Raw genomic sequence first — 13,097 nt, 5'->3', positions numbered from 1 at the left:
CGCCCGGGGTTCGGGCGATAGTGGAGTACGTGACTGCTGTTCCTCATCCCCGTTCCCAAGCCGAAGGGTCCGCGCGCGCAAGCCGCCGGAGCCTCGCCATTGCCCTGCTGTGCGGTGCCCTCGGCGCGGCCGTGGCGCTGCTGGCCACCCGTCAGCGCTGGTCGGAGGGCACCGCGACGGTGGCCGGCGGCGCCTTCCCGCTGACCGCCAAGGGCAGCGACGTCACGGGCGTTCCCGCGGCGCTCGCCATAGTGGGCCTCGCCGCGCTCGTCGCCGTCTTCGCCGTCCGCAGGTCGGGCCGCCTGCTGGTCTCGGCCCTGCTCGCGCTCTGCGGCGCCGGCACCGTCGCCGCCGCCCTGCTCGGCGCCTCCGACAGCTCCGCGCTCGACGAGCAGGCCGCCCAGGCCGCCGGCGACACCTCGGCCACCGTGCACGCCCTCAGCCACACCGCCTGGCCGTACGTGGCCGCGGTCGGCGGCGCGCTGATCCTCCTGGCCGGACTGCTCGCCCTGCGCTACGGCCGCCACTGGCCCGCCATGTCCGGCCGCTACGAACGCAGCGGCGCCCCGAGGCCCCGCCGCAAGCCCGCCGCCCTCGACCCCGACCGCCCCGAGGACCTCTGGAAGGCACTCGACCGCGGTGAAGACCCCACCGGCGCGTAACGCCACGCGCGAGGAGAGACCCCCGAGCAGCGCACGTGCGCGCGTACGGAACAATGTCGGATGAGCATCGGGCTCAGACACGTACACAGCAACGAGGAGCAAGTCATGGCGGGCAGCAGCCACGGTCACACCCCGGCCGCCTGGACCGGTGTCACTATCGCCTTCATCGGTTTCTGCGTCTCGGGTGCCTTCATGGTGATGGCCCAGCCCGCAGGCTTCTGGGCCGGCATGGCGATCGTGGCCATCGGCGGTGTCGTCGGCTGGATCATGAGCGCCATGGGCCTCGGCCAGCCCAAGGACACGCACGAGAAGTTCCAGGAGGCGCTGGCCGAGAGCCAGGCCGTGACCGCGAAGAGCTGACTCGCGTACGACCGCTGCGCGCAAGGCTGCTGAGGGGCGATCCAATGCCGGATCGCCCCTCACGCGTGCGTGCGGCCCGTTCGGGGGGACAATGCGAGACGTGAACGCCGAGAGCCAGTCCGTGACGCCGCCCGCCCCCGGATCCACCGCGGCGCGGCTCGCCGTCCCCGCCGGGATCATGGCGGCCGTCGCCGGGGCCTTCGCCTACGTGGCGGCGGTGGACCCGAACCAGCCCGGCCACTACCCCGTCTGCCCCCTCTACCGGCTCACCGGGATCTACTGCCCCGGCTGCGGCGGACTGCGCAGCGCGCACTCCTTCATCCACGGGGATCTCCTGGCGGCCCTCCAGGACAACGCGCTCGCCGTCGTCGGCTATCTGGGCTTCGCCGTGCTGTGGACCGTATGGGTGGTGCGCGCAGCGCGCGGACGGCGGCTGCGGATCGAACTCGGGCCGGTGCACCTGTGGACGCTGGGGACGTTGTTGCTGGTCTTCACCGTTGTCCGGAACCTGCCGTTCGGTGGCTGGCTACATCCTTGATCAATGGGCGAATGTCCAGGTAGTGGGACCGGCGTCAACCGGATGCGAGGCCTACGCCCTCCTCCGGATACCATCGCAGTGACCATCGGTTTTCCCTTGCGTCAACCGCTTGAACAGTCAACCGTCTGAAAGGGGGCCTCTCGCGTGAGTGTGCTCGACGAGATCATCGACGGAGTCCGTGCCGACCTCGCGGAGCGGCAGGCGCGCGTCAGCCTCGACGAGCTCAAGGAGCGCGCGGCGAAGGCTCCCGCGGCCAAGGACGGGCTGGCCGCCCTCACGGGCGACGGCGTCAAGGTCATCTGCGAGGTCAAGCGCTCCAGCCCCTCCAAGGGCGCGCTGGCCGCGATCGCCGACCCCGCCGGACTGGCCGCGGACTACGAGGCGGGCGGCGCGGCCGTCATCTCCGTCCTGACCGAGCAGCGCCGCTTCGGCGGCTCGCTGGCCGACCTGGAGGCGGTTCGTGCGCGCGTGGACATCCCCGTCCTGCGCAAGGACTTCATCGTCACCTCGTACCAGCTGTGGGAGGCCCGCGCGTACGGCGCCGACCTCGTGCTGCTCATCGTGGCCGCCCTCGACCAGCCGGCCCTGGAATCGCTGATCGAGCGCGCGGTCTCCATCGGCCTCACCCCGATCGTCGAGGTGCACGACGAGGAAGAGGTCGAGCGTGCTGTCGACGCCGGCGCCAAGGTCATCGGCGTCAACGCGCGCAACCTGAAGACCCTCGAGGTCGACCGCGGGACCTTCGAGCGCGTCGCACCCGAGATCCCCGACGGCATCGTCAAGATCGCCGAGTCCGGCGTCCGCGGCCCCCACGACCTCATCGCCTACGCCAACGCCGGCGCCGACGCGGTCCTGGTCGGCGAGTCCCTGGTCACCGGCAAGGACCCGAAGTCCGCGGTCTCCGACCTGGTGGCAGCGGGCGAGCACCCCGCACTGCGGCACGGACGCAGCTGATCACCCGGTAGAGTGACGCCGATGACTCTCACCGTGACGACCCTGGACCGGTACGCCCGCCTCGCGCGCGGCTGCCGTCCTCGTGGTTGCCGCGCCCCGGCACGGCGCGTGCACGGTCGTAGGGTCAGGTACGTCATCGGAGACGAGCCCGGGCAGGTGAACGGGCGGCGATGGCAGCGGGTCTTTAGGGGCGCGGGGAACTGCGCGACCAGCCACAACAGGCCCGCAGTCGACTGAGAACCCCCCGCCCCACGGCGATTAGTGTCATTCCAAACACTCACCGTGAGGTTTCCGCATGCCCAGCGAGTTCTTCATCCCCGACCCCCAGGGTCAAGTCCCAAGCGCTGAAGGCTACTTCGGCGCATTCGGCGGCAAGTTCATCCCGGAGGCCCTCGTCGCCGCCGTGGACGAGGTCGCCGTCGAGTACGACAAGGCCAAGCACGACCCCGAGTTCGCCCGCGAACTCGACGACCTGCTGGTCCACTACACCGGCCGCCCCAGCTCCCTCACCGAGGTGCCGAGGTTCGCCGAACACGCCGGCGGCGCAAGGATCTTCCTCAAGCGGGAAGACCTCAACCACACCGGCTCCCACAAGATCAACAACGTTCTCGGCCAGGCCCTGCTCACCAAGCGCATGGGCAAGACCCGCGTCATCGCGGAGACCGGCGCCGGCCAGCACGGCGTCGCGACGGCCACCGCCTGCGCGCTGTTCGGCCTCGAGTGCACCATCTACATGGGCGAGATCGACACCCAGCGCCAGGCCCTGAACGTGGCCCGCATGCGCATGCTCGGCGCCGAGGTCGTCGCGGTGAAGTCCGGCAGCCGTACGCTCAAGGACGCCATCAACGAGGCCTTCCGCGACTGGGTCGCCAACGTCGACCACACCCACTACCTCTTCGGTACGGTCGCCGGCCCGCACCCCTTCCCGGCCATGGTGCGCGACTTCCACCGCGTCATCGGTGTCGAGGCCCGCCGCCAGCTCCTGGAGCGCGCCGGGCGCCTGCCCGACGCCGCCATCGCCTGTGTCGGCGGCGGCTCCAACGCCATCGGTCTCTTCCACGCGTTCATCCCGGACACCGGCGTACGCCTCATCGGCTGCGAGCCCGCGGGCCACGGCGTCGAGACCGGCGAGCACGCGGCGACCCTGACCGCGGGCGAGCCCGGCATCCTGCACGGCTCCCGCTCCTACGTCCTGCAGGACGACGAGGGCCAGATCACCGAGCCGTACTCGATCTCGGCCGGCCTGGACTACCCGGGCATCGGGCCCGAGCACTCCTACCTCAAGGACACCGGCCGCGGCGAGTACCGCGCGGTCACCGACGACGCGGCGATGCAGGCCCTGCGTCTGCTCTCGCGCACCGAGGGCATCATCCCGGCGATCGAGAGCGCCCACGCCCTCGCGGGCGCGCTGGAGGTCGGCAAGGAGCTGGGCAAGGACGGCCTGATCGTCGTCAACCTGTCCGGCCGCGGCGACAAGGACATGGACACCGCCGCCCGTTACTTCGGCCTGTACGACACCGACGCCGAGGTCGCGGCCAACGCCGCCGACACCGCCGAGATCGAGGGGGACGCCAAGTGAGCGGGAACATCCAGCTGTTGACGGACACCCTCGCCGGCGCGAAGGCGGAGGGGCGCTCCGCGCTCATCGCCTACCTCCCGGCCGGGTTCCCGACCGTGGACGGCGGCATCGAGGCGATCAGGGCCGTCCTCGACGGCGGCGCGGACGTCGTCGAGGTGGGTCTGCCGCACAGCGACCCCGTCCTCGACGGCCCCGTCATCCAGACCGCCGACGACATCGCCCTGCGCGGCGGCGTCAAGATCGCGCACGTCATGCGCACGGTCAAGGAGGCCTACGAGGCCACCGGCAAGCCGATCCTCGTCATGACGTACTGGAACCCCATCGACCGCTACGGCGTCGAGCGCTTCACCGCCGAGCTCGCCGAGGCCGGTGGCGCGGGCTGCATCCTGCCCGACCTGCCGGTGCAGGAGTCGGCGCTGTGGAGGGAGCACGCGGAGAAGCACGGGCTCGCCACGGTCTTCGTGGTGGCGCCCAGCAGCAAGGACGAGCGGCTCGCACAGATCACCGCGGCGGGCTCCGGCTTCGTGTACGCCGCCTCGCTGATGGGCGTCACGGGTACGCGCGAGTCGGTCGGCGCGCAGGCCCAGGACCTGGTGGAGCGCACCAGGGCCACCGGCACCGACCTGCCCGTCTGCGTCGGGCTCGGCGTCTCCAACACCGAGCAGGCCGCCGAGGTGGCCGGGTTCGCCGACGGCGTGATCGTAGGTTCGGCCTTCGTCAAGCGGATGCTGGACGCGCCGGACGACGCGGCCGGTGTCGAGGCCGTCCGCGCGCTCGCCGGTGAGCTCGCGAAGGGTGTGCGCGGACAGGCGTAACCGAGCAGTTCATTTCATGGGGGTCCTCCGAACGGGTGGATCCGGGACCGGGGAGGCGCAATGCGCCTCCCCGGTTCGTTCTGGGGGTGTGAGCGAGAAGAATCGTGACGGAAAGCGCACCGCCCGCGAGCGGCTGGCGGTCGAGCGTGAGAAGCAGAAGTCCGCGGAGAAGCGACGGCGGACGCTGATCGTCGGCGCGAGCGTCGTCTGCGTCCTGGGCCTCGCGGCGGTGATCGGCGTGGTCGCCGCGAACGCGGGCAAGGACAAGGACTCCAAGGCCTCGGGCCCGGCCGTGGCGCCCTCCGGCGCGCAGGGCAAGGACGGCCTGGCGATTCCGGTGGGCAAGGACGGCGCCAAGCCGACCCTCACGATCTGGGAGGACTTCCGCTGCCCGGCCTGCCAGGCCTTCGAGGCGGCGTACCGCTCGACGCTGCACGAGCTGACGGACTCCGGTCGGCTCAGAATCGACTACCACCTCGTCAGGCTCATCGACGACAACCTCCGCGGCACCGGCTCCCTGCGCGCGGGCAATGCCGCGGCCTGCGCCCAGGACGCCGGAAAGTTCCGCGACTACCACGACGTGCTCTACGAGAACCAGCCCAAGGAGACCGACGACGCCTTCGGCAACAACAGCAAGCTGATCGAGCTGGCGGGCAAGGTGAAGGGCCTCGACACGGCGACCTTCCGCACCTGCGTCAACGACGGCAAGCACGATGCCTGGGTCGACAAGTCGAACGCCGCCTTCAAGGCCGGCGGTTTCGGCGGCACACCGACCGTGCTGCTGGGCGGCAAGAACATCTACCAGGACCAGACGCTGACACCGGCGAAGCTGAAGCAGATGGTGCTGGCGGCGAACAAGGGGTAAGGCGGTTTCACACCCGCCTGTTATGGACCCGTAGCCGGGCTGCTTGCCGTGGGCACGGTCCGGCACGGTAGCGTCGACCTTGCCATGGAAGAACTTGCCTACATTCCGAGCCCGTCGCGCGGGGTGCTGTATCTCGGCCCCATTCCGCTGCGCGGCTACGCGTTCTGCATCATCATCGGCGTCTTCGTCGCGGTCTGGCTCGGCAACAAGCGCTGGATCGCCCGCGGCGGGCGGGCCGGCACGGTGGCCGACATCGCCGTCTGGGCGGTGCCGTTCGGCCTCGTCGGCGGTCGCCTCTACCACGTGATCACGGACTACGAGCTGTACTTCAGCGAGGGCCGCGACTGGGTGGACGCCTTCAAGGTGTGGGAGGGCGGCCTCGGTATCTGGGGCGCGATCGCGCTCGGTGGGCTGGGCGCCTGGATCGGCTGCCGGCGCCGGGGCATCCCGATGCCCGCGTACGCCGACGCCGTCGCGCCCGGCATCGCCCTCGCGCAGGCGATCGGCCGCTGGGGCAACTGGTTCAACCAGGAGCTCTACGGCAAGGAGACCAACGTCCCCTGGGCGCTGCACATCACGTCCTCGGCGGACGGCCGGGTGCCCGGGTATTACCACCCGACGTTCCTGTACGAGTCCCTGTGGTGCATCGGCGTCGCGTTCCTGGTCATCTGGGCCGACCGGCGCTTCAAGCTCGGGCACGGGCGGGCGTTCGCGCTGTACGTCGCCGCGTACTGCGTGGGCCGGGCATGGATCGAGTACATGCGCGTCGACGACGCCCACCACATCCTGGGCCTGCGGCTCAACGACTGGACCGCGCTGGTCGTGTTCCTGCTCGCGGTGACGTACATCGTGGTGTCGGCGAAGAAGCGGCCGGGCCGGGAGGCCGTGGTCGAGCCGGGCGCGGCGGAGGAGGCGGCCGAGGCCGACGGCGAGGCTTCCGTGTCCCTCGACAAGGACGAGGCGGACTCCTCGAAGGCGGACGCGGAGGGCTCCGCAGAAGGGCCCGAGGACGCCGAAGACGAAGAGGATGCGACGAAGGACAGTGCCGAGTCGGCGAAGAAGAGCTGACTGCTCGGTCGTACGTCGGTGAGGGCGCCCGCAGAGCTGCGGGCGCCCTCACCGTTGGTTTCGGTTGGCGAGTGACAGGGTGCGCTGCGCTGCCGCCACCACGGCCGCGTCGATGAACCTGCCGTCCGGGAGGGCCTGCGCCCCCTGTTCTGTCGTCGCTGCCTTGACGATCGTCTCGGCCTCCTCGACCTCCCTCTCCGTGGGCAGATAGGCCCTTTCGATGATGGGGAGTTGGCGGGGATGGATGGCCGCGCGGCCCAGGAAGCCGAGGGTGCGGCCGTGGGCGCAGGAGGCGGCCAGGGACTCCAGGTCGCGGATGTCCGGGTGGACCGACTGGGGCGGCGGGGGCAGGCCCGCCGCACGCGCGGCGACGACGATGCGGGAGCGGGACCAGTCGAGGCCTGCGTCCTCGCGTACGCCCAGGTCGGCCCGTAGGTCCGCCTCTCCGAGGGAGATGCCGTGCAGGGCGGGGTGGGCCGCGGCGATGGCGTGGGCGTGCTCGACGGCCAGGGCGGTTTCCAGGAGGGCGTACAGGGCCGGGGCGCCGCCGGTCGCGGGGGCGGTGCGTTCCGCGATGCGGGTGATCTGCCCGGGAGACGTGACCTTCGGCAGTCGTAGGCCCGAGAGTCCGGGGAGTGCCGCCACCGCCGCCAGGTCCCGTGGTGCCTGGAGGCCGTCCAGGGCGTTCACGCGGACGTGGACCGGGAGCGGCTGCGGGGCGGCGAGGAGTTCGGCGGTGGCCGCGCGGGCGTAGTCCTTGCGGTCCGGGGCGACCGCGTCCTCCAGGTCGATGACGACGACGTCGGCGCCGGAGACCAGGGCCTTGGCGACCACGTGCGGGCGGTCGCCGGGGGCGTAGAGCCAGGTGAGCGGGGGTGCTTTCATACGGCGCCCTCCTCGCGCAGGGCCGTCAGCTCGGCCGGGGTCAGGCCCAGCTCCGTCAGGACCGCCTCGGTGTCCGCGCCGTGCGGGCGGCCCGCCCAGTGGATCGCGCCGGGGGTGGAGGAGAGACGGAAGAGGACGTTCTGCATGCGCAGGGGGCCGAGGTCGGGGTCGTCGAGGGTGGTGATCGTGTTAAGGGCCGCGTACTGCGGGTCGGTCATCACGTCCCGTACGTCCTGGACGGGTGCCGCCGCTGCCTCCGCCTTCTCGAAGGCGGCGAGGACCTCGTCGCGGGGGCGCTCGGCGATCCAGGTGCCGACGGCCTCGTCCAGGATGTCGGCGTGCCGGGCGCGGCCGGCGCCGGTCGCGAACCACGGCTCGTCGACCAGCTCCGGGCGGCCCACCAGGCGCAGCACGCGTTCCGCGATCGACTGGGCGGAGGTCGAGACGGCGACCCAGGTGCCGTCGGCGGTGCGGTAGGTGCCGCGCGGGGCGTTGTTCTGGGAGCGGTTGCCGGTGCGCGGCTGGACGTGGCCGAGCTGGTCGTACCAGATGGGCTGGGGGCCGAGGACGGTCAGGATCGGCTCGATGATCGCCATGTCGACGACCTGGCCCTCGCCGGTGCGGTCGCGGGCGGCCAGCGCGGTCATGACGGCGTAGGCCGTGGCCAGGCCCGCGATGGAGTCGGCGAGGCCGAAGGGCGGGAGCGTCGGGGGCGTGTCCGGTTCGCCGGTGATCGCGGCGAAGCCGCTCATCGCCTCCGCCAGGGTGCCGAAGCCGGGGCGGTGCGCGTAGGGGCCGAACTGGCCGAAGGCGGTGACCCGGGTCAGGATCAGGCGGGGGTTGGCGGCGGAGAGTTCCGCCCAGCCCAGGTCCCACTTCTCCAGGGTGCCGGGGCGGAAGTTCTCGATGACGACGTCGGCGGTGGCGGCCAGGCGCAGGAGGGTGGAGCGGCCCCCCGGCCTGGAGAGGTCGAGGGTGATGGTCTGCTTGTTGCGGCCGAGCAGTTTCCACCAGAGACCGACACCGTCCTTCGACGGGCCGTGGCCGCGGGAGGGGTCGGGCTTCGTCGGGTGTTCGACCTTGATGACCTCCGCGCCGAAGTCGCCGAGCATCGTGGCGGCGAGCGGGCCGGCGAAGAGGGTGGCGAGGTCGAGGACGCGCAGGCCGGTGAGCGGGGCGGCCTTCATGACGTCAACTGCGCCTCGGTTTCCGGGCGGTACGTCGGCGTGGGTCATGGGCGGGATGCCTCCCGGTGGGTGAGCTGGGCGAGGGTGTCGAAGCCGATGCCGTTGAAGTCGCCGACGGAGGTGGCGAGTCGGTTCTTGAGGGGCGCCGTCCACCGGTCGGGGAGGGCGGCGGGGGTGCCGGCGAGGAGGCCGGCGATGCTGCCCGCGGTGGCGCCGTTGGAGTCGGTGTCCAGGCCGCCGGAGACGGCACGGCAGATGGAGCCGGTGAAGTCGCCGTTCGCGTGGGTGAGGGCGGCGGCTACGAGGGCGGTGTTGGGGACGGCGTGCACCCAGTGGTGGTCGGCGGCGTGGGTGGCGTGGAGTTCGTCGACGACGGTGTCGAAGTCGGCGGTGGAACGGGCGAGTTGGACGGCGTGGGCGACGGCCCGGGCGAGGCGGGAGTGCGGGGGGACGACCGTGAGGCCGGTGCGGAGGCAGGCGTGGATGTCGTGGGTGCCGGTGGCTGCCTGTGCGATGACGGCTGCCGTGAACATCGCCGCGTAGACACCGTTGGCGGTGTGGGTGAGGGTGGCGTCCCGGTGGGCCTGTTCCGCTGCGGCGGCCGGGTCGCCGGGGTTGGTCCAGCCGTGGACGTCGGCGCGGATGAGGGCGCCGATCCATTCGCGGAAAGGGTTGCGGTGGCGGGCCGTTCGGGGTGGCTCCAGGCCGAGGAGGAGGTTGCGGTAGGCGATGCGTTCTGCGGTGAACGTGCGGCCGGCCGGGAGTTCGTCGAGCCACAGGGTTGCCACGTCCGTGGTGGTGAAGGTTCTGCCGTGGCGTTGGAGCAGAAGGAGGTTGAGGAGGGGGTAGTTGAGGTCGTCGTCCTCGGGCATGCCGTCGATGTTTTCGGCGAGGGAGGTGGTCGCCGAGCGGCGGTTCCAGGGGTATTTCGTGGTGAGGTCTTCGGGGACTCCCCGGGCCGTGAAGTAGTTGTTCAGGGGCCGGTTGCCGGTGGATTCGGCGAGTTGGCGGATGGCTTCGAGGGGGAGCTTCTCGACCGGTTTGCCGAGGAGGCAGCCGGCGGCCCGGCCCAGCCAGGCGGCTTCGAGGCGGGCGGGCGTGAGGGGAGCCGTCGGGACTGGTGAGGGCCAGGCCGGGCAAGCAGCTTTGACCTTGGCGAGGTCGGTCGGTTCCTTGTCCTCCAACTTGCTGGGCAGATCCGCCAGTTCGTCCAGCAGGTCCTTCGCCAGCAGGCGCAGATACCTCGACGCCGGCTGTGGTGACGCACCCGCCCGCAACGGAGCCTCCTCGCCCCCAGCGGCTCGCCACCGTGCAGCGATCACCGCGGCCTCGCGGCCGTCCAGGGTCGCCTGGCGGAGTTCGTGGCCCAGCAGGTCCTCCGGCTGGACCCAGGTCAGTCGGAGCATCTCGGGCCTCCGAGGTCCGCGAACGCCGACTCGTGGGCCCTGCGGCGGCGTACGTCCCGCTGGAAGATCTCCCGGGTCACCTCCGTGAGGGTGGTCGCCGGCTCCCAGAGGTCCAGGCGGCTGGCTTCCGCGACCGTCTTCGACCAGGCCTCCGGGACCGGGGAGCCCAGGGCGCCGGCCAGGGCGCCCGCCATCGTCGCGGTCGAGTCGCAGTCGCGGCCGTAGTTGACCGAACCCAGGACCGCGTGGCGGTAGTCGCCGCCGGAGACCGTCAACATGCCCAGCGCGACGGGGAGTTCCTCGATCGCATGGAGGCGGGAGGGGCGGCGGGCGGCCAGGGAGGGGTGCCGGTAGTCCGGGCCGACCGTGTCGAAGGGAGCCACCGCCTCGCGGAGTGGGGCCAGTGCCGACTCGAAGTCCGTGTGGCGGGAGGCCACTTCGCAGACCTGCTCGATCGCCGTGCGGGTGCCGTCCTTGGCCAGAGAGAGGGCCGTGGAGACAACCGAGTCGGGGGTGGCGCCCGGTGCGCAGGCCGCTGCCACCGCCGCCGCGAAGACTGCCGCAGCCTCTCTGCCGTACGACGACTGGTGGGCGCCCGCGATGTCCAGAGCCTCGGCGTATGCGCCGGCCGGGTTGGCCGCGTTGACCAGGCCGACCGGGGCCATGTACATCGCGGCGCCGCAGTTGACGATGTTTCCTGCGCCGGCCTCGCGAGGGTCGAGGTGGCCGTAGTGGAGGCGGGCCACCAGCCATTTCTCCGCCAGGAAGATGCGGTGGAGGGGGAGGGCCTCGGCCTCGAGCTCCGGGATCCAGCGCGGGGTCGTCATCAGGTCCGGGACCAGGTGGTCCGCGATGGCGTACGCGTCGAGGTGGTCGCGGACCCGGTCGTAGACCCGTACCAGCGCGTGCGTCATCAAGGTGTCGTCGGTGACGTGGCCGTCGCCCTTGTGGTACGGCGCGACGGGGCGCGCGGTGCGCCAGGCCTCGCCGTTCCAGGGGCCGACGATGCCGTGGACGCGGCCGCCGTGACGTTCGAGGATCTGGTCGGGGGAGTAGCCCTCGACGGGGCCGCCGAGGGCGTCGCCGACCGCCGCGCCCACGAGGGCCCCGGTGATCCGGTCCTCGAGGCTGGTTTCGGTTTGTTTGGGCGTCATGGCCCGAATCATCCTCTCGGTCGGGCCGGTTGTGCGGCTTCCAGGAGTTCGGCGAGTTCCACCAGGTCGGTGCCGGTGAGGCGGGGAAGTACGCAGCCGGAGAGGGTGCGGCAGGCCTCCCGCCAGGAGGGCGGGATCGAGTCGCCGCCGCCCAGTGCGCCGGTGAGGGCGCCGGCCAGCGCGGGGGCCGAGTCGGCGACCCGGGACAGACAGGCCGCGGCCGGGACCGCCTCCGAGATACGGCCGTGTGCCGCGGTGGCCAGGGCGAGGGCGACCGGGACCGTTTCGGCGGCGGCGATGCCGTAGCTGTAGACGTGGTCGACGATTTGGTGTTCGAGGAGCGGGATCAGGGCGAAGGCGTTGTCGGCGGAGTGGGCCAGCTCGAGTGCGTGGCGGGCGTTGCGGCCGATCTCCGTGCCCTCGGGGAGTTCCGCCAGGGCCGCCGTCACGCATGCCTCGACGTCCGCGCCGACCAGGGCGAGTGCCAGCGCCGCCGCCATCGCCCGTGCTCCGTGCACTCCGTCGCCGTCCTGGGTGTAGCGGGCGTCGAACTCGGCCAGGTCGGCGGCGGGGCGGGGGTCGCCGGGGTGGGCCACCGCGAGGACGCAGGCCCGTACGCAGGCCGCGTCGTCGAAGTAGTGGGGGTTGTCGTGGCCGGTGGCCGGCGGGCGCAGACCGGCGGCGAGGTTGCCGAGGCCGGCGCGGACGGAGATGCGGGCGCGGAGGGGGAGGACGGCGGACTCGATCTCCGGTGCGCGGTCCGCCGCGGCGGCGACCTCGCTGGCTACGGCGTTCCATGTGAGGTCGATCGCGGCTCTTGTACGGCGTTCGCGGGTGAGGTCGCCCAGGGCGGTGTCGTCGCCGGCGCGGAGGAGGGCTTCTGCGGCGAAGGCTGCCCATTCGGCGTCGTCGGAGGGGCCGAGGAGGAGGGGTTCCGGGGGTTGGTTGAGGGCGATGGGGACGGGGAGGGTGGTGGTTGCGTTGTGTTCGGCGAAGGTGTCCAGTTCGCGGGTGAGGCGGCGGGTCCAGTCCGGCAGCCGGATGGCTCGGTGGCGGGCGGCGGGCCAGCCTGCGGCGTCGCCTGCCGCCAGCCCCAGCAGGAGGCCGACGGTTCTACTGGCCTCGGCGGGTCCCTCCGGGTGCCGAGCGCCGTCGACCGCCTCGGCTTCGCCTTCGGCGGGTTCGTTCCCACCCGCACCGCCCGTGCGACTTTCGTCGTCGGGTGCGGGTGGCCCCGGTGGGGCACCCCCGCCGTCGGCGGCCGCGGGTGCGTGCGACTTCGCCGCGATCGTCGGCCCGGCGGCGCCCGGCGCGGTGGTGCCCGGAGTGGTGGCGCCCGGCGCGGTGGTGCCGGGAGCGGTGGCGTCTGGAGCGGTGGTGCCGGAAGCGGTGGCGTCTGGAGCGGTGGTGCCGGAAGCGGTGGCGTCTGGAGCGGTGGTGCCGGAAGCGGTGGCGTCCGGCGCGGTGGTGCCGGGAGTCGTGGCGTCCGGCGCGGTGGTGCCGAGAGTCGTGGCGTCCGGCGCGGTGGTGCCCAGAGTCGTGGCGTCCGGCGCGGTGGTGCCGAGAGTCGTGGCGTCCGGAGCGGTGGTGCCGGGAGCGGTGGCGTCCGGAGCAGTGGTGCCCG

The 13,097-nt window shown here is 72.2% G+C and carries 13 protein-coding genes; 8 read left to right on the top strand and 5 right to left on the bottom strand.

Translation table 11 applies throughout. The features are described from left to right. Positions 1 to 20: 20 nt before the first annotated feature. The 8 genes from ABZ880_RS03635 to lgt all read left to right on the top strand — a co-directional run bounded on the left by ABZ880_RS03635 (position 21) and on the right by lgt (position 6,841). The gene (locus ABZ880_RS03635) at positions 21 to 662 is read left to right on the top strand and encodes a TIGR02234 family membrane protein (protein ID WP_361256234.1); all 642 of its coding nucleotides are present in this window, start codon (positions 21 to 23) and stop codon (positions 660 to 662) included. Positions 663 to 767: 105 nt separating this feature from the next. Then, positions 768 to 1,022 (top strand): HGxxPAAW family protein, encoded by a 255-nt coding sequence (locus ABZ880_RS03630; RefSeq protein WP_361256231.1) that lies wholly within the window; start codon positions 768 to 770, stop codon positions 1,020 to 1,022. A 91-nt stretch (positions 1,023 to 1,113) separates the two neighbouring features. Further along, on the top strand, positions 1,114 to 1,560 hold the full coding sequence (locus ABZ880_RS03625) for a DUF2752 domain-containing protein (protein ID WP_361256228.1): 447 nt from the start codon (positions 1,114 to 1,116) through the stop codon (positions 1,558 to 1,560). A gap of 144 nt (positions 1,561 to 1,704) precedes the next feature. Next, positions 1,705 to 2,514: an indole-3-glycerol phosphate synthase TrpC gene (gene trpC / locus ABZ880_RS03620; RefSeq protein ID WP_361256225.1), complete on the top strand. Its 810-nt coding sequence runs from the start codon at positions 1,705 to 1,707 to the stop codon at positions 2,512 to 2,514. A gap of 295 nt (positions 2,515 to 2,809) precedes the next feature. Next, on the top strand, positions 2,810 to 4,093 hold the full coding sequence (gene trpB / locus ABZ880_RS03615) for a tryptophan synthase subunit beta (protein ID WP_361256223.1): 1,284 nt from the start codon (positions 2,810 to 2,812) through the stop codon (positions 4,091 to 4,093). Beyond that, positions 4,090 to 4,908, top strand: coding sequence for a tryptophan synthase subunit alpha (trpA, locus tag ABZ880_RS03610; protein WP_361256220.1), 819 nt, complete (start codon positions 4,090 to 4,092; stop codon positions 4,906 to 4,908). Before trpB ends, trpA begins: the two co-directional genes overlap by 4 nt. Positions 4,909 to 4,996: 88 nt before the next feature. Beyond that, entirely contained in the window at positions 4,997 to 5,773 is a 777-nt protein-coding gene (locus ABZ880_RS03605) for a thioredoxin domain-containing protein (protein WP_361256217.1), read from the top strand. Positions 5,774 to 5,857: 84 nt separating this feature from the next. Beyond that, positions 5,858 to 6,841 carry a prolipoprotein diacylglyceryl transferase gene (gene lgt / locus ABZ880_RS03600; RefSeq protein ID WP_361256213.1) on the top strand — a complete coding sequence of 328 codons (984 nt, stop codon included), beginning with the start codon at positions 5,858 to 5,860 and terminating at the stop codon, positions 6,839 to 6,841. Between the two features lie 48 nt (positions 6,842 to 6,889). On the opposite strand, the gene ABZ880_RS03595 is transcribed toward lgt, so the two are convergent. The 5 genes from ABZ880_RS03595 to ABZ880_RS03575 are packed head-to-tail and all read right to left on the bottom strand — an operon-like array spanning position 6,890 to position 12,762. Continuing rightward, the gene (locus ABZ880_RS03595) at positions 6,890 to 7,726 is read right to left on the bottom strand and encodes a CoA ester lyase (RefSeq protein ID WP_361256211.1); all 837 of its coding nucleotides are present in this window, start codon (positions 7,724 to 7,726) and stop codon (positions 6,890 to 6,892) included. Continuing rightward, a complete protein-coding gene (locus tag ABZ880_RS03590) occupies positions 7,723 to 8,961 on the bottom strand; it encodes a CoA transferase (protein ID WP_361256208.1) in 1,239 nt (412 codons plus the stop codon). The genes ABZ880_RS03595 and ABZ880_RS03590 overlap by 4 nt, the downstream gene beginning before the upstream one ends. After that, on the bottom strand, positions 8,958 to 10,319 hold the full coding sequence (locus ABZ880_RS03585; protein ID WP_361256205.1) for an ADP-ribosylglycohydrolase family protein: 1,362 nt from the start codon (positions 10,317 to 10,319) through the stop codon (positions 8,958 to 8,960). The genes ABZ880_RS03590 and ABZ880_RS03585 overlap by 4 nt, the downstream gene beginning before the upstream one ends. After that, positions 10,307 to 11,473: an ADP-ribosylglycohydrolase family protein gene (locus ABZ880_RS03580; protein ID WP_361256202.1), complete on the bottom strand. Its 1,167-nt coding sequence runs from the start codon at positions 11,471 to 11,473 to the stop codon at positions 10,307 to 10,309. Before ABZ880_RS03580 ends, ABZ880_RS03585 begins: the two co-directional genes overlap by 13 nt. Positions 11,474 to 11,481: 8 nt before the next feature. Next, a complete protein-coding gene (locus tag ABZ880_RS03575; RefSeq protein WP_361257065.1) occupies positions 11,482 to 12,762 on the bottom strand; it encodes an ADP-ribosylglycohydrolase family protein in 1,281 nt (426 codons plus the stop codon). Positions 12,763 to 13,097: the final 335 nt, after the last annotated feature.

Origin of the sequence: Streptomyces sp. NPDC047043 (assembly GCF_040644055.1) — a bacterium.
GTDB lineage: Bacteria > Actinomycetota > Actinomycetes > Streptomycetales > Streptomycetaceae > Streptomyces.
This window is presented reverse-complemented; position numbering and strand designations above follow the sequence as displayed.